The 24,505-nt window shown below is 72.3% G+C and carries 21 protein-coding genes; 15 read left to right on the forward strand and 6 right to left on the reverse strand.

Features of this window, described 5'->3' with window-relative positions; genetic code table 11:
* Positions 1–50 precede the first annotated feature (50 nt).
* From ACIBH1_RS30395 to fabF, 8 genes are all read left to right on the forward strand, one after another.
* On the forward strand, positions 51–437 hold the full coding sequence (locus tag ACIBH1_RS30395; protein WP_397317384.1) for a hypothetical protein: 387 nt from the start codon (positions 51–53) through the stop codon (positions 435–437).
* Positions 434–1,591, forward strand: coding sequence for a glutathionylspermidine synthase family protein (locus ACIBH1_RS30400; RefSeq protein WP_397317385.1), 1,158 nt, complete (start codon positions 434–436; stop codon positions 1,589–1,591). Before ACIBH1_RS30395 ends, ACIBH1_RS30400 begins: the two co-directional genes overlap by 4 nt.
* The gene (locus ACIBH1_RS30405; protein WP_397317386.1) at positions 1,588–2,019 is read left to right on the forward strand and encodes a DUF350 domain-containing protein; all 432 of its coding nucleotides are present in this window, start codon (positions 1,588–1,590) and stop codon (positions 2,017–2,019) included. The genes ACIBH1_RS30400 and ACIBH1_RS30405 overlap by 4 nt, the downstream gene beginning before the upstream one ends.
* Before the next feature lie 16 nt (positions 2,020–2,035).
* Positions 2,036–3,217: a PucR family transcriptional regulator gene (locus ACIBH1_RS30410; protein WP_397317387.1), complete on the forward strand. Its 1,182-nt coding sequence runs from the start codon at positions 2,036–2,038 to the stop codon at positions 3,215–3,217.
* A gap of 103 nt (positions 3,218–3,320) precedes the next feature.
* On the forward strand, positions 3,321–4,211 hold the full coding sequence (locus tag ACIBH1_RS30415; protein ID WP_397317388.1) for an ACP S-malonyltransferase: 891 nt from the start codon (positions 3,321–3,323) through the stop codon (positions 4,209–4,211).
* The gene (locus ACIBH1_RS30420) at positions 4,208–5,164 is read left to right on the forward strand and encodes a beta-ketoacyl-ACP synthase III (RefSeq protein WP_181615392.1); all 957 of its coding nucleotides are present in this window, start codon (positions 4,208–4,210) and stop codon (positions 5,162–5,164) included. The genes ACIBH1_RS30415 and ACIBH1_RS30420 overlap by 4 nt, the downstream gene beginning before the upstream one ends.
* 52 nt (positions 5,165–5,216) lie before the next feature.
* On the forward strand, positions 5,217–5,456 hold the full coding sequence (locus ACIBH1_RS30425) for an acyl carrier protein (protein WP_181615393.1): 240 nt from the start codon (positions 5,217–5,219) through the stop codon (positions 5,454–5,456).
* Positions 5,457–5,493: 37 nt separating this feature from the next.
* Positions 5,494–6,726 (forward strand): beta-ketoacyl-ACP synthase II, encoded by a 1,233-nt coding sequence (gene fabF, locus ACIBH1_RS30430; protein ID WP_397317389.1) that lies wholly within the window; start codon positions 5,494–5,496, stop codon positions 6,724–6,726.
* An 86-nt stretch (positions 6,727–6,812) separates the two neighbouring features.
* Here the strand turns inward: fabF and ACIBH1_RS30435 are convergent, their stop codons facing one another.
* A complete protein-coding gene (locus ACIBH1_RS30435) occupies positions 6,813–7,307 on the reverse strand; it encodes a DUF3145 domain-containing protein (RefSeq protein ID WP_397317390.1) in 495 nt (164 codons plus the stop codon).
* Between the two features lie 175 nt (positions 7,308–7,482).
* Between ACIBH1_RS30435 and ACIBH1_RS30440 the strand changes: the two genes are divergently transcribed.
* The 4 genes from ACIBH1_RS30440 (at position 7,483) to ACIBH1_RS30455 (ending at position 12,442) form a co-directional block, all read left to right on the forward strand.
* The gene (locus ACIBH1_RS30440; RefSeq protein ID WP_397317391.1) at positions 7,483–8,490 is read left to right on the forward strand and encodes a S8 family peptidase; all 1,008 of its coding nucleotides are present in this window, start codon (positions 7,483–7,485) and stop codon (positions 8,488–8,490) included.
* Positions 8,491–8,529: 39 nt separating this feature from the next.
* Positions 8,530–9,057 carry an RNA polymerase sigma factor gene (locus ACIBH1_RS30445; protein ID WP_397317392.1) on the forward strand — a complete coding sequence of 176 codons (528 nt, stop codon included), beginning with the start codon at positions 8,530–8,532 and terminating at the stop codon, positions 9,055–9,057.
* Positions 9,054–9,503 carry a hypothetical protein gene (locus ACIBH1_RS30450; protein ID WP_397317393.1) on the forward strand — a complete coding sequence of 150 codons (450 nt, stop codon included), beginning with the start codon at positions 9,054–9,056 and terminating at the stop codon, positions 9,501–9,503. Before ACIBH1_RS30445 ends, ACIBH1_RS30450 begins: the two co-directional genes overlap by 4 nt.
* Positions 9,504–9,598: 95 nt before the next feature.
* On the forward strand, positions 9,599–12,442 hold the full coding sequence (locus ACIBH1_RS30455) for a CHAT domain-containing protein (protein WP_397317394.1): 2,844 nt from the start codon (positions 9,599–9,601) through the stop codon (positions 12,440–12,442).
* Here the strand turns inward: ACIBH1_RS30455 and ACIBH1_RS30460 are convergent.
* From ACIBH1_RS30460 to ACIBH1_RS30475, 4 genes are all read right to left on the reverse strand, one after another.
* Positions 12,382–13,197 carry a sulfurtransferase gene (locus tag ACIBH1_RS30460; RefSeq protein WP_397317395.1) on the reverse strand — a complete coding sequence of 272 codons (816 nt, stop codon included), beginning with the start codon at positions 13,195–13,197 and terminating at the stop codon, positions 12,382–12,384. The genes ACIBH1_RS30455 and ACIBH1_RS30460 overlap by 61 nt on opposite strands.
* Positions 13,194–14,432 (reverse strand): alkaline phosphatase family protein, encoded by a 1,239-nt coding sequence (locus ACIBH1_RS30465; RefSeq protein ID WP_397317396.1) that lies wholly within the window; start codon positions 14,430–14,432, stop codon positions 13,194–13,196. The genes ACIBH1_RS30460 and ACIBH1_RS30465 overlap by 4 nt, the downstream gene beginning before the upstream one ends.
* A 41-nt stretch (positions 14,433–14,473) precedes the next feature.
* Positions 14,474–15,064: a DUF5998 family protein gene (locus tag ACIBH1_RS30470; protein ID WP_181615402.1), complete on the reverse strand. Its 591-nt coding sequence runs from the start codon at positions 15,062–15,064 to the stop codon at positions 14,474–14,476.
* A 105-nt stretch (positions 15,065–15,169) separates the two neighbouring features.
* Positions 15,170–17,923 (reverse strand): GNAT family N-acetyltransferase, encoded by a 2,754-nt coding sequence (locus ACIBH1_RS30475; protein WP_397317397.1) that lies wholly within the window; start codon positions 17,921–17,923, stop codon positions 15,170–15,172.
* A 98-nt stretch (positions 17,924–18,021) separates the two neighbouring features.
* On the opposite strand from ACIBH1_RS30475, the gene ACIBH1_RS30480 reads away from it, so the two are divergent.
* Positions 18,022–18,915 carry a carbohydrate kinase family protein gene (locus tag ACIBH1_RS30480; RefSeq protein ID WP_181615404.1) on the forward strand — a complete coding sequence of 298 codons (894 nt, stop codon included), beginning with the start codon at positions 18,022–18,024 and terminating at the stop codon, positions 18,913–18,915.
* The gene (locus tag ACIBH1_RS30485) at positions 18,916–21,681 is read left to right on the forward strand and encodes an ABC transporter substrate-binding protein (protein WP_397317398.1); all 2,766 of its coding nucleotides are present in this window, start codon (positions 18,916–18,918) and stop codon (positions 21,679–21,681) included. It abuts the gene before it with no gap.
* A 17-nt stretch (positions 21,682–21,698) separates the two neighbouring features.
* Here the strand turns inward: ACIBH1_RS30485 and ACIBH1_RS30490 are convergent, their stop codons facing one another.
* Entirely contained in the window at positions 21,699–23,789 is a 2,091-nt protein-coding gene (locus tag ACIBH1_RS30490) for a RecQ family ATP-dependent DNA helicase (RefSeq protein WP_397317399.1), read from the reverse strand.
* 118 nt (positions 23,790–23,907) lie between these two features.
* Here ACIBH1_RS30490 and ACIBH1_RS30495 point away from each other — a divergent pair.
* The coding region (locus ACIBH1_RS30495; protein ID WP_397317400.1) for a DUF11 domain-containing protein at positions 23,908–24,505 on the forward strand (598 nt) is incomplete at its 3' end.

Here is a 24,505-nt window from a genome sequence, read left to right on the forward strand (position 1 = left end):
AAGCAGGGGCCTAAAGCGTTGATAAGGTGACAAGTGCGAATTGGAGCTCGATGAAACCAGCCACTCCGGCGAAACAGCCGAAAAGCAAGGCGTCCAAGGCGATCACGCTGACCATCGTGGGCGCGGTGGGCGTCCTCATGATCGGCTATTGCGCCGCGCAGGTCGATGACGACGACGTCGTCGCCGACTGCGTCGACAACACCACCCAGCTGCCCGACGGCTCGTACGCCGTGGTCGACGACGACTACTGCGACAACACGACCTACCGCTCGGGCGGCGGCAGCGCGTTCCTCTGGTACTACGCCGGCACCCGCATCGGCGCGCGCGTCCACAAGGGGAGCACGATCCGCCCGTCCAACGTCAACATCACCAGCCGCAGCGGCGCCAAGTCGATCCAGCGCGGCGGTTTCGGCGGGCGCGGGAGCAGCGGGAGTTGAGAAGGCACGACTCCCGGCCGCGTGACGGCTGGGAAGAGATCATCGAGAGCCAGGGCCTGGCCTACCATCGCGCGGCGCACCCGGCCGGCATGACCAGGCCGTACTGGGACGAGTCGGTGCACTACGGCTTCTCGCTCGACGAGGTGGAAGCACTCGAGGCGCAGGCGGAGGAACTCCACCGGATGTGCCTGGAGACGGTCGAACACGTCGTCAAGCACAACCGCTTCAGAGACTTCGCCATCCCCGAGTGGGCCTGGCCCGAGATCGCCATGAGCTGGCAACGGCGTGACCCGCACGTCTACGGCCGCTTCGACCTGCGCTACGACGGCACGGGTCCGGCCAAGCTGCTGGAGTACAACGCCGACACCCCGACGAGCCTGCTGGAGGCGTCGGTGGTGCAGTGGTTCTGGCTGCAGGACGTCTTCCCCGGCGACGACCAGTGGAACTCCATCCACGAGCGGCTGATCGCCCGGTGGGGCGAACTGGTTCTGCCCACGGGGCCCACCCACTTCGCCTGGACCTCCATGGACCGCACGGGCGAGGAGGCGATGACCATCGCCTACCTTCAGGACACCGCCTCCCAGGCCGGTCTCTACACGATGGAGATCGCCATGGAGGACATCGGCTGGGACGCGGGCAACCGGCGTTTCATCGACCTGGAGGGCCGGATCATCAGGTCGGCGTTCAAGCTCTACCCCTGGGAGTGGATGCTGAACGACGCCTTCGGCGGCCATGCCGTACGGCACGCGGCCTCGACCACGTGGATCGAGCCGCTGTGGAAGACGCTGCTGTCGAACAAGGCACTCCTGGCGCTGCTGTGGGAGCTCTATCCGGGGCACCCGAACCTGCTGCCCGCCTACCTCGACGGGCCGCGCGACATGTCCTCCTACATCAGCAAACCACTGCTCGGCCGGGAGGGCGCCTCGATGCGCATCGTGACCCCCCACGGCAGCCAGGAGACCGGCGGGTCCTACGGCGCGGAAGGCCACGTGTTCCAGGCATTCGAAGCCCTGCCCGACTTCGGGGGTCAGCGGCCGGTGCTGGGAGCCTGGATGGTGGCCGACGAGTCGGCGGGCTTGGGCATCCGCGAGACCAGTGGTTTGATCACCGACGACACCTCTTCCTTCGTGCCACACCGAATCGAGCAACAATGACCCTCGTTGAGACCCTCCTGCGCGGCGCGGGAGCCATCGCCGCCTACGCCGCCGTCGGCGTCATCCTGCTCATCATCGGCTTCTACGTGATCGACTGGGCCATTCCCGGCAAGCTCAGCCAGATCATCAAGGTCGAGCGCAATCCCAACGCCACCCTGCTCACCACCAGCGGCCTGGCCGCCGTGGGCCTGATCGTGGCCGCCTCCATCTGGGCCTCGGGCGGCCGTCTCGTCGAGGGCCTGACCGCCACGGCGGTCTGGGGCCTCGTCGGCATCGCCGTGCAGACCGTCGGCATGCTGGTCTTCGACAAGGTGATCGGCATCTCGATCAAGGACCTGGTCACCGAGCCCGACCTGCAGCCGGGCAGCCGGCTGCTGGCCACGACGCACCTGGCCATCGGCCTCATCACCGCCGTAGCGGTCATCTGACAGGCTTAGAGGTGTGATGGACCGGATCCGCGAGGAGACCACCCGCCGTCTCGAGCGTTCCATGGGGACGCTCGGCACGGCCGCCATGTCCCGCATGGAGGAGCAGCTGGCGTGGTTCCGCGCGCTCAGCGCGGAGGACCGCTCCTGGGTGGGCCTGGTCGCCCAGGCGGGCATCGCCGCCTTCGTGGAATGGTTCCAGCACGCGGGTCCCGACAACGACGGCGGCAGGCCCAAGCCCAGCATCGGCTTCTTCGGCACGGCTCCGCGCGAGCTGAAGCGCTCCATATCGCTGCAGCAGACCGTCGACATCATCCGCATGATCGTGGAGGTCGTCGAGGCCCAGGTCGAGGAGCTGGCCGCCCCCGACGGCCGGGTGCAGCTGGAGCAGGCGATGCTCCGCTACACCCGCGACGTCGCCTTCGCCGCCGCGCACGTCTACGCGCGCGAGGCGGAGGTGCGCGGTGCGTGGGACGCCCGGCTCGAAGCGTTGATCGTCGACGCGCTGGTGCGCGGCGAGGTCGACGACGGGCTGCACTCGTGGGCGGCGGCGCTGGGCTGGACCTCCTCGCCCGTCGTGGTGATCGCCGGGCAGGCGCCCGACGACGACCCTCGCGCGGTGATCGACGCGCTGCGCGAGCGCGGCCGCCGCATCGGCCTCGACCTGCTGGCGGGCGTGCAGGCCGACCGGCTGATCGTGATCGTCGGCGGCGCGAGCGGCGAGCGAGAGGCGGCCAAGCACGTGGTGCGCCAGTTCGGGCCGGGGCCCATCGTCATCGGTCCCGAGGTGCCCGACCTGCACGCCGCCACGCGCAGCGCCAGGGCGGCGATCGCCGGGCTGAAGGCCTCCAGCGGCTGGCCCGACGCCCCTCGCCCGGTGCACGCGGAGGACCTGCTGGCCGAGCGGGCCCTCGACGGCGACTCCGACGCCCGGCACCAGCTCGTGGAGAACGTCTACGAGCCCCTGGCGGGCACGCCGCTGCTCGACACGCTGGCCACCTACCTGGAGCAGGGCACCTCGCTGGAGGCCACGGCGCGCCTGCTGTTCGTGCACCCGAACACGGTCAGGTACCGGCTCAAGAAAATCACCGAACTGACGGGGTACCAGCCCACCGAGGGCCGCTCCGCCTTCACCCTCCAGGTGGGACTGATCCTGGGCAGGCTCGCGGAGAGCGCGGTGACCTGGCGGGCTCTCACGTAATATGCCCGAAACGTGGGCTGTAGGTTTCCTACAAAATTTACGGGACAAAGTTCGTACGGATCATTATCCGCGTGTTGGACTTCTACAGGGCATCGTGGATTTCGTGCTCGTCATCGTCGCGCCCGGACAGGGCGCCCAAACTCCAGGCTTCCTCGCTCCGTGGCTCGAACTTCCGGGCGTGACGGAGCGGCTTTCCGCGTGGTCGGAGATCGTCGAGCTCGACCTGATCCACTTCGGCACCGACGCGGACGCCGACGAGATCCGCGACACCGCCGTCGCGCAGCCGCTCCTCGTGGCCGCCTCTCTCGCCGCCGCCCAGGCGCTCGGCGCCGCTCCTGACATCCTGGCCGGGCACAGCGTCGGCGAGTTCGCCGCCGCCGCCCTGGCCGGGGTGCTGACCCCCGAGCAGGCGCTGGCCCTGGTGCGCGAGCGCGGCCGGGCCATGGCCGAGGCCGCCGCCGTCACCGAGACCGGCATGACCGCCGTGCTCGGCGGCACCGACGTGCTGGAGACCCTCGACAAACACGGCCTGACCCCCGCCAACAACAACGGCGCCGGCCAGGTCGTCGCCGGCGGCACGCTCGACCAGCTCGCCGCCCTGAAGGAGGAGCCGCCGACCCGCGCCAGGCTCATCCCGCTGTCGGTCGCCGGAGCCTTCCACACCGTCCACATGGCGCCCGCGGTCGAGCGCCTGCGCGCGGCCGCCGCCGAGACCCAGCCCGGCGACCCCGCCGTCACCCTGCTGTCCAACAGCGACGGCCAGGCCGTCGCGGGCGGCGCCGAGTTCGTCGAGCGCATGATCAACCAGGTCAGCAACCCGGTCCGCTGGGACCTGTGCATGGAGACCATGGCCTCGCTCGGGGTCGACCGCATGATCGAGCTGCTGCCCGGAGGCACCCTGACCGGCCTGGCCAAGCGTGGCCTGCGCGGGGTCCAGACAGTGGCACTGAAGACCCCCGACGACCTGGATGCGGCTAAGGAGCTGGTCAAGTGAGGATCCCCAACGTCGCGCCCGGAGCCAAGGTGCTGGCCTTCGGCGGCTACCAGCCCTCGACCGTCGTCACCAACGACGACCTGGCCAAGACCATGGAGACCAACGACGAGTGGATCCAGTCGCGCGTCGGCATCAAGGAGCGCCGCGTCGCCGGACCCGAGGAGTCGCTGGCCGACATGGCCACCCAGGCCGGAGGCAAGGCCCTGGCCGCCAGCGGCCTGGCCGCCTCCGACATCGACCTGGTGATCGTGGCCACCTGCACGCCCGAGTCCATGATCCCGAACGTCGCGGCGACCGTCGCGCACCGGCTGGGCATCGAGGCGCCGGGCGCGTTCGACGTCAACGCCGCCTGCGCGGGCTTCTGCTACGCGCTGGCCACCGCCTCCGCCGCCATCCGCGGCGGCTCGGCCAAGCACGTGCTGGTCGTCGGCGCCGAGAAGTTGTCGCAGTGGACCGACTGGACCGACCGCGCCACCGCGGTGATCTTCGCCGACGGCGCGGGCGCCGCGGTCGTGGGCCCCGCCGACGAGCCCGGCATCGGCCCGGTCGTGTGGGGCAGCGCGGGCGACAAGTTCGACGCCATCATCGTCAAGGACCGCAACTCCTTCCTGCACCAGGAGGGCCAGACGGTCTTCCGCTGGGCCACCACCGCGCTCGCGCCGGTGGCCCTCGAGGCGTGCGAGCGCGCCGGGGTCGACCCGAGCGAACTGGCCGCGTTCGTGCCGCACCAGGCCAACCTGCGCATCATCGAGGCGATCGCCCGCAAGCTGGGCGCCCACAACGCCGTCATCGCCCGCGATATCGTTCTGGCGGGCAACACCTCCGCCGCCTCCGTCCCGCTCGCGCTCTCCCGCATGATCGAGCGCGGCGAGGTGCAGTCCGGCGGTCTGGCGCTGCTCCTAGGCTTTGGAGCCGGCCTGACCTACGCGGGTCAGGTCATCGAGATTCCGTGACGTGTACGGCTCCGCCGTATTCAATAAACCCATCACAAGGAGAAACACCGACATGGCAGTCAGCGAGCAGGAGATCCTCGAGGGCCTCGGCAAGATCGTCAACGAGATCACCGGGATCCCGGCCAACGAGGTCACCCCGGAGAAGAGCTTCGTGGACGACCTCGACATCGACTCCCTGTCCATGGTCGAGATCGCCGTGGCCGCCCAGGACGAGTTCGGCGTCGAGATCCCCGACGACCAGCTGAAGAACCTGAAGACGGTCAAGGACGTCATCAACTTCATCAACGCCTGACCGATCCCCGTCACCTGATCAGCAAGGAGCGTTACACGTGAGTGCGAACCGGGCACGAGTCGTCGTCACCGGGCTGGGCGCGACGACGCCTGTGGGTGGAGACGTGACCTCGACCTGGTCGGCGCTCCTCGCCGGTCGGTCCGGGGTCGAGGCCATCACCGAGGACTGGGTCGACAGCGTCCCCGTGAAGTTCGCGGGCATCGCCGCCGTCGACCCGGCCGAGGTGCTGCCCCGCCCCGAAGCCCGCCGCCTCGACCGCAGCGAGCAGTTCGCCCTGGTGGCCGCCCGCGAGGCCTGGGCCGACGCGGGTGCGCCCGAGGTCGCGCCCGAGCGCATGGGCGTCGTGGTCTCCAGCGGCATCGGCGGCATCGGCACCACCCTGGCCGCCTACGACACGTTCAAGGAGCGGGGCTGGAACCGCCTGTCCCCGTTCACCGTGCCGATGCTCATGCCCAACGGCCCCGCTGCCTGGATCGGCATCGAGCTCAACGCCATGGCCGGCGTGCACGCCACCGTCTCGGCCTGCGCCTCCGGCGCCGAGGCCATCGGCTACGCCATGGACATGATCCGCCTGGGCCGCGCCGACGTGGTCGTGGCCGGCGGCACCGAGGCGGCCATCCACCCGCTGAACATGGCGGCCTTCGCCGCCGCGCGGGCGATGTCCACCCGCAACGACGACCCGCAGGGCGCCTCCCGCCCGTGGCAGCCCGACCGCGACGGCTTCGTCCTGGGCGAGGGCGCGGGCATCATCGTGCTGGAGTCGGAGGAGCACGCACGCGCCCGCGGCGCGCGCATCTACGCCTACGTCTCCGGCGTCGGCTACTCCGCCGACGCCCACCACATCACCCAGCCCGAGCCCGACGGCCGCGGCATCACCATGGCGATGACCCACGCGATCAGCGACGCCGGTCTGACCGGCGCCGACATCAAGCACGTCAACGCGCACGGCACCTCCACCCCGGCCGGTGACGTGATCGAGGTGCAGTCGGTGAACAAGGCCATGGGCTCGCACCCGCTCGTCACCTCGACCAAGTCGATGACCGGCCACCTGCTCGGCGGCGCGGGCGGCATCGAGTCGGTCTTCACCGTCCTGACGCTGCGCGACCGCATCGTGCCCGCGACGCTCAACCTCCGCACGCCCGACGACGGCATCGACGTCGACCTCGTCTACGGCGAGAACCGGGCGCTGCCCGAGGGCGACCTCGCGGCGATCAACAACTCGTTCGGCTTCGGCGGGCACAACGTGTCGCTCGTCTTCCAGAACGCCTGACGCCCGTACGACAGAGCCCCGCCCCGGATCTCCGGGAGCGGGGCTTTCGTCATGTCAGGGGATGGTCCCGCGTGCCGTACGGCGGGCTAGACGGCGGCGTGCAGCCAGCGCACCGGGGCGCCGTCGCCCGCGTAGCGGAACGGCTCCAGCTCCTCGTCCCAGGCGCGGCCCAGCAGCTTGTCGAGCTCCTCCTCCAGGACGCAGCGGCCCTGGGCGGCCAGCATCATGGCCGTGCGCAGCCGGTCCTCGGGGATGAGGAAGTCGCCGGTGGCGCCCACCACCGCGTGGAAGGCACCGAGGGTGGGCGTGTAGGCGTAGCGGGACCCGTCGACGCCGGGAGAGGCGTCCTCGGTCACCTCGAAGCGGATGCGCTGCCACCCCATGAGGGAGGAGACGATGGCGGCGGCGATGCCGGGCCGTCCCTCCCATTCGGCCTGCGCCCGCACCACGTTGGGCGCGGCAGGCTGGGGAGTCCAAGTCAGATCGACAGGCACGCCGAGAACACCCGCGACCGCCCATTCGATATGAGGGCACAGCGCGGGCTGAGCCGAGTGGACGTACAGCACGCCACGAGCAGACACCGGACCTCCCGTTTCGGTACGAGGTGCGCCTTCCCCAACGGCCTCGTCCTGGGATGATCACAAGTGACTAGGGAGAGACTACCGTCGGTCGCTATCGCGCACCAGAGGGGGGCCATACCGAGTTGTTGCGGATGTGGCACGTGACACGACGCCTGTGGCGGAAAGATACAGCTCCATGGACGTGCAAGCAGTGGGCTCGGCCCTGATCCGGTCAGGCCAGATTCTTCTCGATCGCAGTGCCGTATCCGCGGTCTCCCGATGGACCCAGGCCATCGCCGAGGCCGACGGCATCTGTGTCGTACGCCTGAGCCCGGGGGTCGACCCCTGCGAGCTGACGCTGGAACTGCGCGACCAGGGCTACCGCGCCTCGCCCAACCACGTCCTGACCGGCCAGCCGCTCTTCTTCGGCGGCCCGGCCTCGCGCCCCTTCCCCACCGGGGAGATCAGGGCGTCGCTGGGCAAGGAACGCTCCGGCGTGCGCGTCGCCCTGCTCGACACCGGCGTGGCCGCCCACCCCTGGTGGGCCAAGAGCCACTGGTACGGCACGCTGGGCGAGGCCGCCGCCGACGCCGTCGAAGGCGAGCAGGCCGGCCACGGCACCTTCGTCGCCGGGCTGCTGCTGCGCCGCGCGCCCGAGGCCGGGCTGCAGGTCATCCGCGTGCTCGACGGCGACGGCAGCGGCGACGAGGCGCGCCTGCTGCGCGCCCTCCACCGGCTGCGCGGCGAACGTGCCCCGCAGGTGGTCAACCTCTCCCTGGGCGGCCACACCTTCGACGACAAGCCCTCGCCCCTGCTCTCCGACGCCGTGGGCGCGCTGCCCGACACCGTCGTCGTCGCCTGCGCCGGCAACACCGCCTCCGACCGGCCGTTCTGGCCCGCCGCGCTCCCCGGCGTGGTCGGCGTCGGCGCGCTCGACGCCACGGAGCAGCACCGCGCCGCCTTCTCGGGACACGGGCCCTGGGTCGACGCCTGGGCCCGCGGCGAATGGCTGGCCTCCAGCTTCCTGTCGACCGGCGACTTCTCCGGATATGCCACCTGGAGCGGCACCTCCTTCGCCGCCGCCCTGGTCAGCGGCGCGATCGCCGCGGCCGCCGCCGACGCGCCCGTCCACGAAGCGGCCGCGGCCGTCCTCGGCGACCGGCAAATTCCCGATCTGGGCGCCCTGGTCCCGGCGCGGCTGTAGAGTTTACGCTCAGTCCTCGTCCAACCACGAGGAGGCAACATGAGCGATGCGGCCCTGCTGCTCAAAGCCGCGGCGGATGGCGAGGATTCCGCGTGGTGCGAGCTCACGGCCCTGTACGGGCCGCGCATGTGGGCTGCCGCGCGCTCATGCGGACTGGGCGACAGTGACGCCGCTGACGCGGTTCAAGGCGCCTGGCTCCGACTCCTGGAGAACCTCGAGCACATCAGGGAGCCACAAGCCCTGGGTGCATGGCTGGCCACGACAGCCAGGCGTGAGGCCCTCCAGATCATCAGGCGGGAACCCATCGCGGTCCCCGAACTCCACCCGCCATTCGAATCCGACCCGGAGTCGGCCTTCCTCGAGGCCGATTCGGTTCGTCTGCTCTGGCAGCTGGTCACCAGGCTGCCCGAGCCATGCCGCACGTTGCTGGTCCTCATCTCGTCCGAGGTGGGATACCAGCAGGTCGCCGTGCGCATGGGCATGCCGCTCGGCAGCATCGGCCCAACCCGGGGCCGGTGCCTCAGGAAACTGCGCACCCTGATCTCTCACGAGGAAATGGTGCAATGATCAACGACGAATACCTGCTGGCCGCCCTCCGGCTGGGGTCCGGACAGGACCCCATCCCCCCTCACGTCTCGGCCGCGGCACGTGAGGCTTACTCGCTGAGGATGGCCGGCGCGATCACCGCCTCGCCCGTCGAGTGCGTCGCAACCCGCGGCGTGCGCGACGGCTCCAGCGGACCTCGCCTGGTCCGCTTCGCCACCGCCGAACTGGCCTTCGACGTGGAGGTCACGGTCGGCGACGGACTCATCGACCTGGCCGGCCAGGTCACGCCGTGTCCTGGGGAGGGCTCCTTCATCGACATCCGCACCCTCCAGCTGATCGTGCGCCGCGAGGTGGGGCGCACCGGCCAGTTCGCCGCCACCGGGCTGCCGCCCGGGTGGTTCAGCCTCGTCTGTCATCGGCCCGGGTGCCGCCCGATTGTCACGCGATGGCTGAGGATCAGGTCCTAGGCGGTCACGAGCCGGGCGGGCCTCGCCCCGCCCGGCTCCCCTCCGGGGGCTTCGAGGGCTCCGGAGCGAACACTCGGGCGCGGAGGGACGGGCGGATGGTGCTCGAAGACGACGAGGCGGTCGCGGAGGGCGCCGCCGACGCCGCCGATGAGCTCGCCGATGGGGTCGAGGACAGCTGGCTGGTCGAGGACGGGTGGACGGTCGACGACGCCGGTCCTGCGGAGTCCCTGGTCGGCGCCGCGGAGGAGGCGGTGCTGCAATGCGCGGTCAACCCCGGCCGGGCGCTGGCCGCCGGGCGCAAGGTCCTGGCCGCCGCCGAGCACCTGGCCGGGACGCCCCGGCGCAACGTGTTCGCCCGCCCGCGCCCGGGGCAGCTGCCCGCCGGATTCTCCCCCGCACCCCCGTTCACCCCTCACGACGGCGCGCATGACCGCCCCGGAACCGGGCCCCGAGGCACGGCCGCCGACCACCACGCCGCTGCCGAGCCCCGAGACGCGGCCGCCGACCACCACGCCGCTGTCGGGCCCCGAGACGCGGCCGCCGACCACCGCGACGTCGCCGCCGAGGCGTCCGCGGTGGCGTTGCGGGCGATGGCCCTGGCCGCTCGCGAGCTGGGCGACCTGCCGATGGCCGAGCACTGCCTGCGCCGCGCCATCGCCACCCCCGGCGCCCCCCGGGCCAGGATCGCCCAGGCCAGGCTCTCCCTCGTCACGGTCCGCACCGAGCGTGGCCATCCCCTCCAGGCTCTGCGCATCGCCGCCCAGGCCTACGCCTACCTCGGCCCCGTCGACCGGGCCAAGCTGGAGACGCAGCGCGCGGTCGCCCTGGCCAGGCTGGGCCGTTTCCACGAGGCGGGCGCGGCGTGCGAGCGGGCGATCGAGGTGCTGGCCGCCGCCCAGGGCAGCGTCGACGACCTGCGCTTCCTGGCCGGAGGCCTGCTGAACAGGGGCCTGATCAGGGCCTATCGCGCCGAGTGGGCGGGCGCGATGCACGACGTCATGACATGTCTGGACATGGCGCGCAATGCCGGGCTCGACCACCTGGTCCGCCTGGCCGCCGCGAACCTGCCCTTCCTGGCCGTACGGCAGGGCGACATCGCCGCGGCGTTCGCCCACTACAAGCAGTCGGAAGACACCCTGTTCGGCTTCACCGAGCGCCTGGCCACGATGCGCACCGACTTCGCCGACGCCCTGCTCGCCTCCCACCTGCCGGGCGAGGCCGCCCAGGTGCTCACCCTGGCCGTGCCCGAGCTGGAGGCGGCGGGCGCCAGGGCGGCGCTGGCCGAGGCGCGGCTGAAACTGGCCAGGGTGCAGCTGCTGATGGGCGACCACGCGCCGGCGCTGGAGGCGGCGGAGCGCGCCGCGGCCGACCTGTCGGAGCAGGACCGCGCGGGCTGGGCTCCGGTGATCGCCGAGATCCGGTTACGCGCCCGCCTGGCCAGGGGCGAGGCGAGCGCGGCGATGGTCGCCGAGCTGATCGACGCCGCCGACGCCTGCGAGCGCGACGCCTCCGTGACGGCCTGCGCCCAGTCGCTGCGGCTCCTGGCGGTGGAGACGGCCCTGGAGACGGGCGACGACGCGACCGTGAACCGCCAGCTCGCCCGCCTGACCGAGCACCGGCCGCGCACCGGCGATCCCGCGGTCGTCCACCATCACGCTCTCGCCATCGACGCGCTCATCGACGGCGACCATGCCCTGGCCCACCAGGCGGTCATCGACGGACTGACCAGCGTGGGCGAGCGTGCCGCGCAGTTCCAGGATCCATCCGTCCGCGTCAACACCGCGCGGGCGGGCGAGCGGCTGGCCGCGTTCGGGCTGCGCCTGGCCGTGCTGCGGGGGTGCGCTGAGCAGGTGTACGGCTGGGCCGAACGCTGGCGCTCGGTGGTCACCTCGGGCCGTCCGCACCTGCTGTCCCTGGAGCGGCTCCGGGCCCGGCTGGAGGGCAGGGCGCTGGTCGAGTACGTGGTCGACGGCGACGACCTGCTGGCCGTGACCGTCACCGGCCACGCCGCCGCGCTGCACCACCTGGGTGCCGTACGGCAGGCGGCCGAGGCGGTCACCCGGCTGCGGTACTCCCTGCGGCGCGCCCACCTCATGGACGCCTCGGCCGGGTTGGACCCGGCGGAGCTGGAGAGCCTCGTCCTGCTGCCTCTCGCCGGCGAGCTCGGCGATCGTCCGCTGGTGGTGGTGCCCTCCGGTCCGCTGCACAACGTGCCGTGGGCCGCTCTGCCGTACCTGAAGGGACGGCCGGTCAGCGTCACCCCGAGCGCCCGCGCCTGGGCCGCCGCCCCGGCCCGCGAGGCGGCCTCGGGAAAGGGCACGCCGCATGAGGCAGCCGCCGCGGGTCCGGCCGGGAGCACGCCCCTGGTAGTCGCGGCGGCGGGCCCCGGGCTGGAGCACGCCGAGGACGAGGTGCGGGCCGTCCTGGCCTGCCACGCGCGGGCCGAGCGGGTGCCGGCGCGCGGCGCGAGCCTGCTCGCGGCCCTGGACCGGGCCGACGTGCTGCACCTGGCCGCGCACGGCACCTTCCAGGCGCGCAGCCCGCTGCTGTCGAGCCTGCTCCTGGACGACGGCCCGCTGATGGCCTACGACCTGCTGCGCGTCCGGCGCCCGCCGAGCCTGGTGGTGTTGTCGGCGTGCGAGTCGGGCATGGCGCACGTGCCCGCGGAGGGAGCGCCGCTCGGGCTGGCCGGGATGTTCCTGGCCAGGGGCGCGACCTGCGTGGTGGCGGGGCTGGTGCCAGTGCCCGACGCCGAGACGGCCGCGCTGATGGTCCTCTTCCACCGCCTGCTCGCCGGCGGCGACCCGCCCGAGCGGGCCCTGACGGCGGCGGTGGCCGCGACCGGGGCCCGCGGGTTCGTCTGCTTCGGCGCGGGCGATCAGCCGGTCTCGACCGGGCGGTCGGGGTCGGCCGACCAGTTGGACCACGAGCCGACGTAGAGGGCGCCGGGCAGCCCGGCCAGGTGCAGGGCGAGCAGTTCGTGCGCGGCGGTCACGCCGGAGCCGCAGTAGGCGCCCGTCTCCACGCCGTCGGTCACGCCCAGCGCCTCGAAGCGGGCGCGCAGCTCGTCGGCGGGCAGGAACGTGCCCCGCGGGGTGAGGTTCTCGGTGGTGGGGGCGCTGACCGCGCCGGGCACGTGGCCCGCGCGCGGGTCGACCGGCTCGACCTCTCCCCGGTAACGCTCGCCCGCGCGGGCGTCGAGGAGCACGCCGCGCCGGGCCAGCGCCGCCGCCTCGTCGGCGTCGAGGATCGGCAGCCGGCCGGGCGAGGCCACGAAGTCGCCCGGCTCGGCGGGGCCCGGCTCCTCCTTGGTGATCGGCCGCCCGCTGTCGGCCCACGCCTGCAGCCCGCCGTCGAGCACCCGGACGTCGTCGAAGCCGAAGTAGCGCAGCGTCCACCAGATGCGCGCGGCGATCGTGGAGCCCGCGTCGTCGTAGGCGACCACGGGCGTGCCCTGGCACACGCCCAGGCGCCGCATGCTCTCCTGGAAGGCGGCGGTGTCGGGCAGCGGGTGGCGTCCGGCAGGACCGGCGGCCGACGACAGGTCGTTCTCCAGGTCGCAGTATCGTGCTCCCGGCAGGTGCCCTTCGCGGTAGAACTGCACGCCGGGCGGTCCGCCCAGCCGCGAGCGCACGTCGAGCAGGGTGACGTGCTCGAGCGCGGCCAGCTCGTCCGCGGTGATCAGGGCGTTCATGTCGTACTCACTTCCAAGAGCGGGACGTTCTGCTCCAAGGCGGTCATGGAGCCGTGGTAACCGGTGAAGATCGCCTCCAGCTTGCCACTGCGCGAGGCGATCACGGCCACATCGGCGTACGGCACGGCGATCACGTCGCCGATGCGGCCCAGCCACGAGGAGCGCACGCGGGGACCGAACCACCCGGAGTCGACGGCCTCCTGCCTGGAGACCACCCAGGCCAGGCCGTCGAGACGGGCCCGCCAGGCGGCCAGCACCTCGCCGGCCGCCCCGGGCGCGGTGTAGACGTGGCGGGCGCGTGCGTCGCCGCCCACCATGGCCACGCCAGGCGTCAGCACCGGGTCGGTCTCGGCGTCGATCTTCTCGGTGGCGTTGACCATGCCGTGGTCGGCGGTGATGTACAGGGCCGAGCCGGGCGGCAGCGCCGCGGCCAGGCGCTCGGCCATGCTGTCGACGATCGCCAGCTGGTCGAGCCATTCGGGGCTGCCCCAGCCGCACAGGTGGCCGGTGGAGTCGAGGTCGCCGTAGTAGACGGTGACGTGGGCGCGCGGCTCGGCCAGGGCGCCGGCCACCGCGGCGACACGCTCGTCGACGGTGTCGGCGGGCAGGTAGCGGGCCCCTCGGTAGACCGCGTCCGTCAGGCCGCTGCCCTCGAACTGGCCGGGGCCGACGTAGGAGGCGGGCACTCCCGCGGCGGTGGCGCGCTGGTAGACGGTCGGGGCGGGCTGCCACTGCAGCGGGTCCATGCGCATGCCGCCGGGCAGGGTCCAGCGCAGGCAGTTGAACAGGTGGCCGGCGCCGGGGACGGCCAGGACCATGCCGACCATGCCGTGCTCGCCCGGGGACAGGCCGGTGCCGAGGGAGCACAGGCTCGTCACCGTCGTCGCGGGGAAGCCCGCGCTCAGCGTGCGCCGTGCCGTACTCGCCAGGAAGGGGGCGCGGTCGGCGTGGGCCAGCAGCAGGTCGGCGCCCAGGCCGTCGACGACGAACAGGCAGACCCGGTCTGCGGGCTCCAGGCCGAGGGAGTTGGGCCCTGGCAGGCCGAGCGCGGCCAGCAGCGAACCCGGCAGGTCGGACAACGCCGAGCCGCCGTAACCGGGCAGCACGGGAGCCTGCGCGGACGGACCTTCCGCACCGGCGGACGCGGGAGACGGCGCGGGCGGACCTTCCGCACCGGCGGACGCGGGAGACGGCGCGGACGTGCTGCCCGCGGCGGGGGACGCGGGGTCGCTCATGGAGCCTCCAGGCGGGTCACGAGCAGGGGGTACGGCAGGCGTCAGGTGGCCGCGCGGGCGGTGGCCTCGGACAGCGACTTGGCGAAGGCCAGGACGTGCTGGACGGCCTCGGGACCGTCGGCGGCTTCGCTCACCCGCAGCGACAGGTCGTCGGCGGTGATCGCCCCGGTGTAGCCGTGGTCGGCCTCGCAGTTCTCGTCGCCGCAGGTGGCGGGCTCGAGGTCGACGTGGGCGATGGCGCCCCAGCCGATCGTCAGGGTGACCTCCGTCGGCGCGACGCCGGGGGCGTAGGAGGCCGGGTCGGGCACCACGCGGGTGACGGCGACGGACTGGATGCGGCTGAGCCGCACGGCCTCGGTCGTCGTGGAGGCGTGGGAGGCGGAGACGCCCTCGACGGCGGGATGCTCGTCGGTGTGGCACACCAGCAGCCGCCCGGCGGTCAGGACCAGCACGGTGACGTGCCTGCGCACTTCCATGGCCGGGTCGAAGGTGGCTTCGTGGTGGACGACGAAGGCCGTCACGGCCTCCTTGCCCAGCGCGGACTCGACCGCATCGGTGACGAGGTCGGGGTAGTAGCCGCTGCGCTCGATCGCTTCACGCAGGCCCGCGGCTGAGACTCGGGTTTCCCTCATGGGTCCATCCTGCCAGGGAGAGGGCGCTGGCTCACACTGCCGAGCTAAAATCCTGACATATCACCAGATATGCCGCGTTATGGCTATTTACGCTGGTGAGCGCCCTCACAGCAGACGCCGCGGGCCGCCGTCGAGCCTCGGCCCTTCGGGTGTACGGATCACCGCGCGGGCGCCCAGCACGATCACCTCAGACTCCCCCACGAGCACCTGGTCCAGGTCCAGGCGGGCGATCTCCGGCAGGTCGTGGGCGAGCCTGCCCACCCGCACCAGCAGGTCCTCCAGCGCGTCCACCGCGACGGGCGGGTAGCCGTACTGCCCGAACAGCAGCGGGGCGGCTCGCACGGAGCGGACCAGCTCGGCCGCGTCCCTCCTGGTCAGGGGCGCCAGGCGGAAACCCTCGTCGGCCAGCAGCCGCGCGGTCACCTCGCCGAGGCCGAAGGAGAGCACCGGGCCGAAGGCCGGGTCCTCCACCACGCTCACCACCGTGGGCACGCCGGGCTGCGGCGCCATCTTCTGGACGGCCAGCGGCACCTCGGCGCCGAAACGGGCGACCAGGTCGGTGTAGGCGTGCCGGACGCTCTCGGCTCCGGCCAGGCCCAGCCGTACGGTGCCCGCCATGCGCGAGGCGCCGGGGTCGGCGAGCTTGAGCACCACCGGCCAGCCCAGGCGCTCGCCCTCGAAGGCGGCCTCCTCGGCGGAGCCGACCAGCTCGGCGGGCCACACGGTCAGGCCGTAGCAGGCGAGCAGCTCGGCGGCGTCGACCTCCACCACCGTGCCGTGCACGACCCCGCCATCGGGCTCGCCGGCACCCTCCGAACCGGCACCCTCCGAACCGGCACCCTCCGAACCGGCGCCTTCCGAACCGGCGTCCGGCGCGGGCCTTGTGTCGTGGGCGGCGAGGGCCGATTCGACCAGGGCGCGGGCACGTTCGGCGTCGGTGCCCTCCAGCTCCGGCGGGATCTCGGCCGGCCGCTCGCGCCACGCGGCGTACCCCACCGCCCTGGCCAGGGCCCGCACCGCCTCCTCCGGCGCCGCGTAGGACGGGATCGGCGCCAGCTTCTCGCGCATCCCCAGGTGACCCTCGAAGGTCGCCACCACCGGCTTGCCCGAGCCCGCCGCCACCTCGGCCAGCGCCGCGGCCACCTCGTCCGAGCAGCCGGGAAGCGGCGGCATGTAGATCACCACCGCCGAGTCGACCTCGGGCAGCACGCCCGCCAGTGCCGTGGCGAACTCCTCCGCGCCCGCCGCGGCCCCCAGGTTGACCGGGTCGCGCGGCTCCAGCCCCGCGCCCCTGCACGCGTCGACCGCGAGCAGCCCCAGCGCGTCGGAGTTGGTCACGAGCCCCACCCTGGGCCCCTTCGGCAGCGGCTGGTGGGCCAGCAGCTGTCCGACGTCGAAGAGCTGGATGAGGTCGTCGACCCTGATCACCCCGGCCTGCTCGAACAGCGAGCTGACGGCCGAGTCGGGCAGGCCCAGCTCCACGGCGGAGTGCGCGGTCGGCATGCCCAGGCTCTTGACCACCACGATCGGCTTGCGCTTGGAGATGCGCCTGGCCAGGCGGGTGAACTTGCGCGGATTGCCCAGCGACTCGAGGTAGAGCAGGATCACCTCGGTGGCCGGGTCCTCCTCCCAGTACTGCAGCAGGTCGTTGCCGGAGACGTCGGCGCGGTTGCCGGCGCTCACGAAGCTGGAGATGCCCATGCCGCGCTGCGCCACCCGCTGCAGCAGGGCGGTGCCCAGGGCGCCCGACTGGCTGAAGAAGCCCACCCTCCCCCGGCCGGGCACGGTGGCCGCCAGCGTGGCGTTCAGCCGTACGGCGGGGTCGGTGTTGGCGATGCCCAGGCAGTTGGGCCCCACCACGCGCAGGCCGTACGCCCTGGCCAGGGAGGCCAGCTCGTCCTGGCGCTCCTTGCCCACAGTGCCGGTCTCGCCGAATCCGGAGGAGACGACGACCAGGCCGTGCACGCCCTTCTCGGCGCACTCCTTGACGACGTCGATCACGCTGTCGGCGGGAACGGCGACGACGGCCAGGTCCACCTGGTCCTCGATCGCGGTGATGCTCGGATAGGCCCGCACGCCCGCCACCGCCCGCACCTCGCGGTGGACCGGGTAGACGGGTCCGGTGAAGTCGGCGCCCAGCAGGTTGCGCAGCACGGCCTGGCCGACGCCGCCCGGCTCGCGCGAGGCGCCGATCACCGCGACGCTTCCTGGCGTCAGCAGCCGCGCGATCGACCGGGCCTCGGCCCGGTGCTCGCGCGCGGTGGTCACCTCGGTGGAGGTCTCGGTCGGCGTCAGGTCGAGGATCATGCGGACCACGCCGTCGGCGAAGCGGCTCTGCGCGGTGTACCCCGCCTGGCGCAGCACAGCCATCATCTTCATGTTCGCCGGCAGGACGTCGGCGACGAACCGTTCGATGTCGTTCTCGCGGGCGGTGGCCGCCAGGTGCTCCAGCAGCACGCTCGCCACGCCGCGGCCCTGGTGGGCGTCCTCGACCAGGAAGGCCACCTCCGCCTCGCCCGCCTCGATGCGGTCGTAGCGGATGACCGCCACCATCTCCTCGCCGATCGTGGCGATCAGCGCGACGCGGTCGGTGTAGTCGACGTTGGTGAACCAGGTCACCTCGCGGTCGGTGAGCTTGGGGCGCGGGCCGAAGAACCTGAAGTAGATCGACTCGTCCGACAGCCGGGAGTAGAAGGACCTGAGCAGGTCGGCGTCGTGCGGCCGGATCGGGCGCACGTGAGCGGTGCCGCCGTCGGCCAGGACGACGTCGGCCTCCCAATGAGCCGGATATTGCGTCTCCACAGTCCCGAGCGTACTTCCGAGCCTCACCAGGGGCGCCGGTGGGCAACGCTTGTGCATCGACTCCATCGCCGAACTGGTTCTCCAGCCCACGAGCAGGCCGGAAGCTGTTAGTTTTTCCCTGGCCAGGCTCGTTCTTGAACCAAGGTGGTGGCATCATGACGCGGGTCGTCGTGGTGGGCGATCTCATGACCGACGCGGTCGCACGCGCCCGTTATGCGCTAGCCCGGGCCAGTGACACGCCGGCTACGGTCACGATGCACGGTGGCGGCTCCGGGGCCAACATCGCCTCGTGGCTGGCGGTCGAAGGCTCTGAAGTAGCCTTCATCGGCCGCCGGGGCGCCGACATCACTGGGCGAAATCGTGACATGGAACTCATGGGCTACGGCGTCGACGCCCGGCTCGTCATGGATCCCGAACGCCCGACCGGCACCTGCGTCGTGCTGGTCACCCACAAGGGCGAGCGCACCCAGCTCTCCGACCCGGGCGCCAACGCCGCCCTGTCGCCGGAGGATCTGCCGCGCGACCTGTTCTCCCAGGGCTCGCACCTTCACCTGTCCGGCTACACGCTGATGAACGAAGGTTCGCGCGAGGCCGGGCTGACGGCGCTCGAGATGGCCCGCCGCACCGGCATGTCGATCTCGGTCGACTGCGCCTCCACCGCTCCGCTGGAGCGCACCGGCGCCGAGCCGTTCCTCGAGTGGACCAACGGCGCCAAGCTGCTGTTCGCCAACGCCGACCAGGCCAAGGTGCTCACCGGCCGCGACGACCCCGCCGCGGCGGCGAAGGTGCTCACCGCCTGGTTCCCGCAGGTCGTCATCAAGCTCAACAAGGAAGGCGCGCTCTGGTTCACCAACGGGCGGCCCGAGCCCGTGCGGGTGCCGGCCGAGCCGGTCGAGCGCGTGGTCGACGGCACCGGAGCCGGTGACGCCTTCGTGGCGGGCATGCTGCCGCTGTGGCTGGAGGGCAAGCCGCCCGCCGAGTCGCTGGCGGCCGGCTGCCACCTGGCGTCCAAGGCCATCAGCCACCTCGGCGCCAGGCCGCGCCTGTAGGTGCGTCCCTTACGCAGCGGCGACCCCGTCGCGGTCAACGACTACCCTCTGACCGGGTTTCTCGGCGAGGGTGGTCAGGGCAGCGTGTACGCCGGGGTCGCCTCGGGCGGGCAGCGGGTCGCCATCAAGATCCTGCACGCCCGCTTCGCGGACGACCCCCAGGCGCTGCGCCGGTTCCGCCGCGAGGCCGAGGCCACGCGGCGAGTGGGCGAGTTCTGTACGGCACGCGTGCTCGAGATCGGCGACTGGGAGCAGCGGCCGTACATCGTCAGCGAGTTCGTCGACGGGCCCTCGCTGCAGGCCCACGGACCCCTGACCGGCACGGCGCTCATGAGGCTGGCCGTGACCACCGCCCAGGCGCTCGTCGCCATCCACCGGGCCGGGGTGGTGCACCGCGACTTCAAGCCGTCGAACGTGCTGCTGGCGGCCGAGGGCCCGAGGGTCATCGACTTCGGCATCGCCCGCGCGCTCGACGTCAGCCACTCGCTCACCTCCAGCGTGATCGGCACGACCGCGTACATGTCGCCCGAGCAGTTCCACGGCGAGAGCGGGCCGCCGGGCGACGTCTTCGCGTGGGCGGGGACGATCGTCTTCGCCGCCACCGGGCGACCCGCCTTCGGGACGGGTGCGCTGCCGGTGGTGATGCACCGCATCCTCGCCTACGAGCCGGATCTGGGCGGGGTGCCCGGGGAGCTCGCCGGGTTGCTGCGGGCTGCGCTCCACAAGGATCCGGGGATGCGGCCCACGGCGGAGCAGCTCGTGCAGGAACTGCTCCGCATCGGCCCACCACCGGCCACACCGGGCGCGGGACCGCCTCCCTCGGCCCCTTCCACGCACGCCTTCGGCGCGGGACCGCCCTCTCCGGCCTCGGCGCCGCATGCCTTGGGCGCGCCTTCTCCGGGCGCGACGCCGGGTGGCCCGGGCGGGCCGCACCATCCGGCGTCCTCCCCCGGCGTGGGCCGGTACCCGGCGCCCTCCCCGCACACGCCCGTCACCCGGCCCGCGGGCAACGGCGTGCGCGCGGCCGTCGCCGTCGGGGTCGTGCTCCTCGTGGCGGTGATCGGCGTCGCCGTCTGGCTCTGGCCCGGCATCCAGCGCCAGCTGCTCGCCGGAGGCGGGCAGGACCCTTCCACGACCCCGGCGGGCCAGTCGACCCCCAGCACCACGGCGACCACCGGCAAGGCCTCCGCCTTCGCCACGGTCGTCAACCCGTCGACCACCAAGGGCGGCACGCTGCGCGCCGCCTTCCCCAAGCCCGACTCCCTGGACCCGGGCAACACCTATGACTCCCATGTCTGGAACCTGGTCCGCCTCTACGGCCGCTCGCTGACCATGTTCCGCCCGGAGCCGGGGGCCCGCGGCACCGAGGTCGTCCCCGACCTGGCCGAAGGGCTGGGCACCACGAGCGCCGACGCGAAGACGTGGACCTACAAGATCCGCCAGGGCCTGAAGTTCCAGGACGGCACCCCTATCACGGCCGCCGACGTCAAGTACGCGGTGCTCCGCAGCATGGACCGCAGCGTCCTGCAGACCGGCCCTTCGACCCTGCAGTTCCTGCTCGACCTGCCCGGCGACTATTCGGGCCCGGCCAAGTCCGGCGTCGACGGCGACCGCGCCGTCCAGACGCCCGACGACCACACCATCGTCTTCAAGCTCAAGGCGCCCTTCTCGGGCTTCGACAAGGTCATGACCCTGCCGGTGACCGTCCCGGTCCCGAAGGCGGCCGACCGGGGCGCGCAGTATCGCGAGCAGGTCGTCTCGTCCGGTCCTTACATGTTCTCGGACGAGGCCACGGACGACCGCCTGACGCTGGTCCGCAACCCGCACTGGGACCCGGCCACCGACCCCGTGCGCAAGGCGCTGCCCGACCGCTACGAGGTCAGCTTCCTGGACTCGAGCGCGGACGCGCAGCCGAAGCTGGAGGGGGGCGAGCTGGAGTACGGCCCGTCACCCTTCGAGCCCGCGAGGATCACCTCCTCGCCCGACCTGCGTGCCCGCAGCGACGAGGGCGCGACCACCCTGCTCAACGCGCTCTACCTCAACCCTCGCATCAAGCCGCTCGACGACGCCGACTGCCGCAAGGCGATCTTCACCGCCGTCGACCGGACCATGCTCCTGCGCGCGTACGGCGACGCCGACCCCGCCTCGACGTTGCTGCCCCCGATCATCCCCGGCCACCGCGAGCTCGGCCTGTATCCGGCGGGCGCGGCTGACCCCGCCAAGACCCGCGCCCACCTGTCGGCCTGCGACAAGGCCGACGGCTTCCCGCTCACCCTCCTGGCCCGCTCCGATCGACCCGCGGAGCTGGCCGCGGCCGAGGTCGTCGAGCAGTCGCTCTCCCCCTTCGGCATCAAGATCACGGTGAAGGAGGTGAGCACGGTCGACTTCTACGACAAGTATTCGGGCAAGCCCGACGCGCTCACCACCGACGGGATCGGCCTGGTGTCGAGGCCCTGGGTGCCCGACTACGCCGACGCCGAGGCGTTCCTGGCGCCGCTGGTGGATGGGAGGGTGGCCAGCGGGTTCAACCTCAACGTGGACTCCGACGAGGTCGACTCCCTGATCGACCAGGCCAACCGGGAGCTCGACCCGGCCAGAAGGGCGCAGTTGTGGGGTGAGGTGGACCGGGTGGTGATGGAGCAGGCGCTCATCCTGCCCACGGGATGGCGCCGGGCGGTGCTCCTGCGAGGGGTCAAGGCGACGAACGTGCACGTCAACCCCCATCTTCAGCTCTATGACCTGCTGACCATGGGGGTCGCCGGATAGGCGTCGGGCGCCGCCCGTCAGGTGGTCGTCGCCAGCGCCAGCGGCAGCACGGCAGGGGCGCCGGCGTGGCGGATGAGCGCCGCGCCGAGGGTCATCGTCCATCCCGTGTCGACCCGGTCGTCGACCAGCAGCACCGGCCCGCCGCAGGCGGCGATCTTCGCCCCGAGCTCGCGCGGCATCGCCAGGGTGCCCCTGATCGCCTGCACCCGCTTGGCGCTGTTGAACTGGCTGCCCGGCGACCCCGCCCGATAGCCGAGCTCTCCCAGATATTCGAGCCTGCCCACCTGCGACAACCGCTCGGCGAGGCTGGCGATCAGCTGGGGGCGGGAGGTGGAGGGCATCGCGACGACGGCGACCGGACGTGACTCCCATCCCCACGAGGCCAGCACCTGGACGACGCCCTTGAAGAGCTCGTCGGTGATGGGCGCGTCGGGGGCGGCGAACAGCTCGCGCAGCCGGTTGCCCCAGCCGATGTCGGTGAGGCGCCCGAGTGCGCGCCCCGGCTCGGCGCCGAGCTCGGGCTTGATGCGGCCCGACAGGTCGGACAGGCCCGTGGGCCACTGGCGGCGGGCGTCGATGTCGACGCCCGGCCGGGTGAGCCGCTCGCGGGCCTGGTCGAGGACGGCCGCCTGGACCTCGGTGGAGCGGTGGGCGCCGGTGCAGTTGTCGCAGCGCCCGCACGGCGTCGCGGCCTCGTCGTCGAGGAGCTTGCGGAGATACTCCTCGCGGCAGCCGGTGGTGGTCAGGTACCCGAGCATGGCCTCCTGCTCGGCGGCGCGGGCGGCGGCGACGCGGGAGTAGCGCTCGGAGTCGTAGCTCCACTCCTCGCCGGTGGCCTCCCAGCCGCCCTTGACGCGGCGGACGGCGCCGTCGACGTCGAGGACCTTGAGCATCATCTCCATGCGGTTGCGGCTGAGGTCGACGCGTGTTTCGAGGGCCGCGGTGGACAGCACGCCGCCGCTCTCGGCCAGGGCCGACAGGGTCGCGCGCACCTGGGACTCGGGTGGGAAGGCGAGGGAGGAGAAATACTGCCAGATCTCCTTGTCCTCGCTGCCGGGCAGCAGGATGACCTCGGCCCGGTCGACGCCGCGGCCGGCGCGGCCGACCTGCTGGTAGTAGGCGACGGGCGACTGCGGGGCGCCCATGTGGATGACGAAGCCCAGGTCGGGCTTGTCGAAGCCCATGCCGAGCGCGCTGGTGGCGACCAGGGCCTTGATCTTGTTGGCGAGCAGGGCCTCCTCGGCCTCCAGCCGTTCGGCCGGCTCGGTCTGGCCGGAGTAGGCGCGCACCTCGTGGCCCTGCTCGCGCAGGTAGGCGGCGATCTCCTGGGCGGCGCTGACCGTCAGGGTGTAGACGATGCCGGAGCCTTCGAGCTCGTTCAGCGTCTGGGCGAGCCAGGCCAGGCGTTGTTCGGCGCCGGCGAGCCGCGTGACGGACAGGTGGAGGCTGTCGCGCTCCAGGGGGCCGCGCAGCACGAGGGTCTCGGGACCCATCTGCTCGGCCACGTCGCGGGTGACGCGGGCGTTGGCGGTGGCGGTGGTGGCCAGCACCGGGATGCCGGGCGGCAGCTCCTCGAACAGCTGGGCCAGGCGCCGGTAGTCGGGGCGGAAGTCGTGGCCCCAGTCGGAGATGCAGTGGGCCTCGTCGACGACGACCAGCCCGGCGCTCTCGGCCAGCTCGGGCAGGACGTTGTCGCGGAAGTCGGGGTTGTTGAGCCGCTCGGGGCTGACCAGCAGCACGTCGACGAGGCCTTCGGCGACCTGCTCGTAGACGCGCCCCCACTCCTCGGGATTGGCGGAGTTGATGGTGACGGCGCGGATGCCGGCGCGCTCGGCGGCGGCGATCTGGTTGCGCATGAGCGCCAGCAGCGGCGAGACGATGACGGTCGGCCCCTCGCCCAGGTCGCGCAGCAGCCCGGTGGCGATGAAGTAGACGGCGGACTTGCCCCAGCCGGTGCGTTGCACGACCAGGACCCGGCTGCGCTCGACGACCAGCGCACGGATGGCCGACCACTGGTCTTCGCGCAGCGTGGCGTGTTCGCCGGCGAGGGCCCGCAGCCGCTCCTCGGCCTCCTCGCGCAACATGGTCTCGTCGGGGGCTTCAAACATGTGCTCCTTGTTACCAGGTTTCCCCGACGTTTTCGCCCGGCCATGGTTAAGAACCCGGTGTCGCAGGGCTCCCGTGTCGCGTCTTCCAGCAGGATCGGAGCGGTTCTGGGGAGGTTTGATGCGTGCCACATGGATAGGCATCCTGCTGTCGGTTCTGGCGAGTCTGGTCCAGCCGGACGCCGGTTCGGCACGCGCCGCGCAGCTGGCCATCACCAAGGCGGTGAACAACAACCCGATGATCATCGGCGCGGAGTCCGTGTACACGATCACCGTGAGCAACACCGGCGACCAGCCCGCGGACGGGATCACGATGACCGACACGCTGCCCGCCGGCCTGACCGCCGGAGCCCTGCCCAGCGGCTGCTCGGCTGCCGGGCAGACCATCACCTGCGGCGGCGCGGGCCTCACCCTCGGTCCCGGCGAGGAACAGACCTGGCAGATCCCGGTGACGGTCGACCCGTCGCTCTCCGACGGCACCAACATCGTCAACAGCGCGCAGGTCAGCTCGACCACGCCGGGCGTGCCCTCCCAGAGCACGCAGCTGATCAGCCAGACGCAGACCCAGACGGACGTGGAGATCACCAAGACGGCCGTGGCCGGCCCCGCCCCCCCCGGCGCCCAACAAACAAAAAAACAGACACACAACAACCAACCCCCCCACCACCCGGACGACCCCACACACAACGCCCCCAACCAACCCCACCCGGGACAGGCAC

Source organism: Nonomuraea sp. NPDC050663 (assembly GCF_044456985.1).
GTDB lineage: Bacteria > Actinomycetota > Actinomycetes > Streptosporangiales > Streptosporangiaceae > Nonomuraea.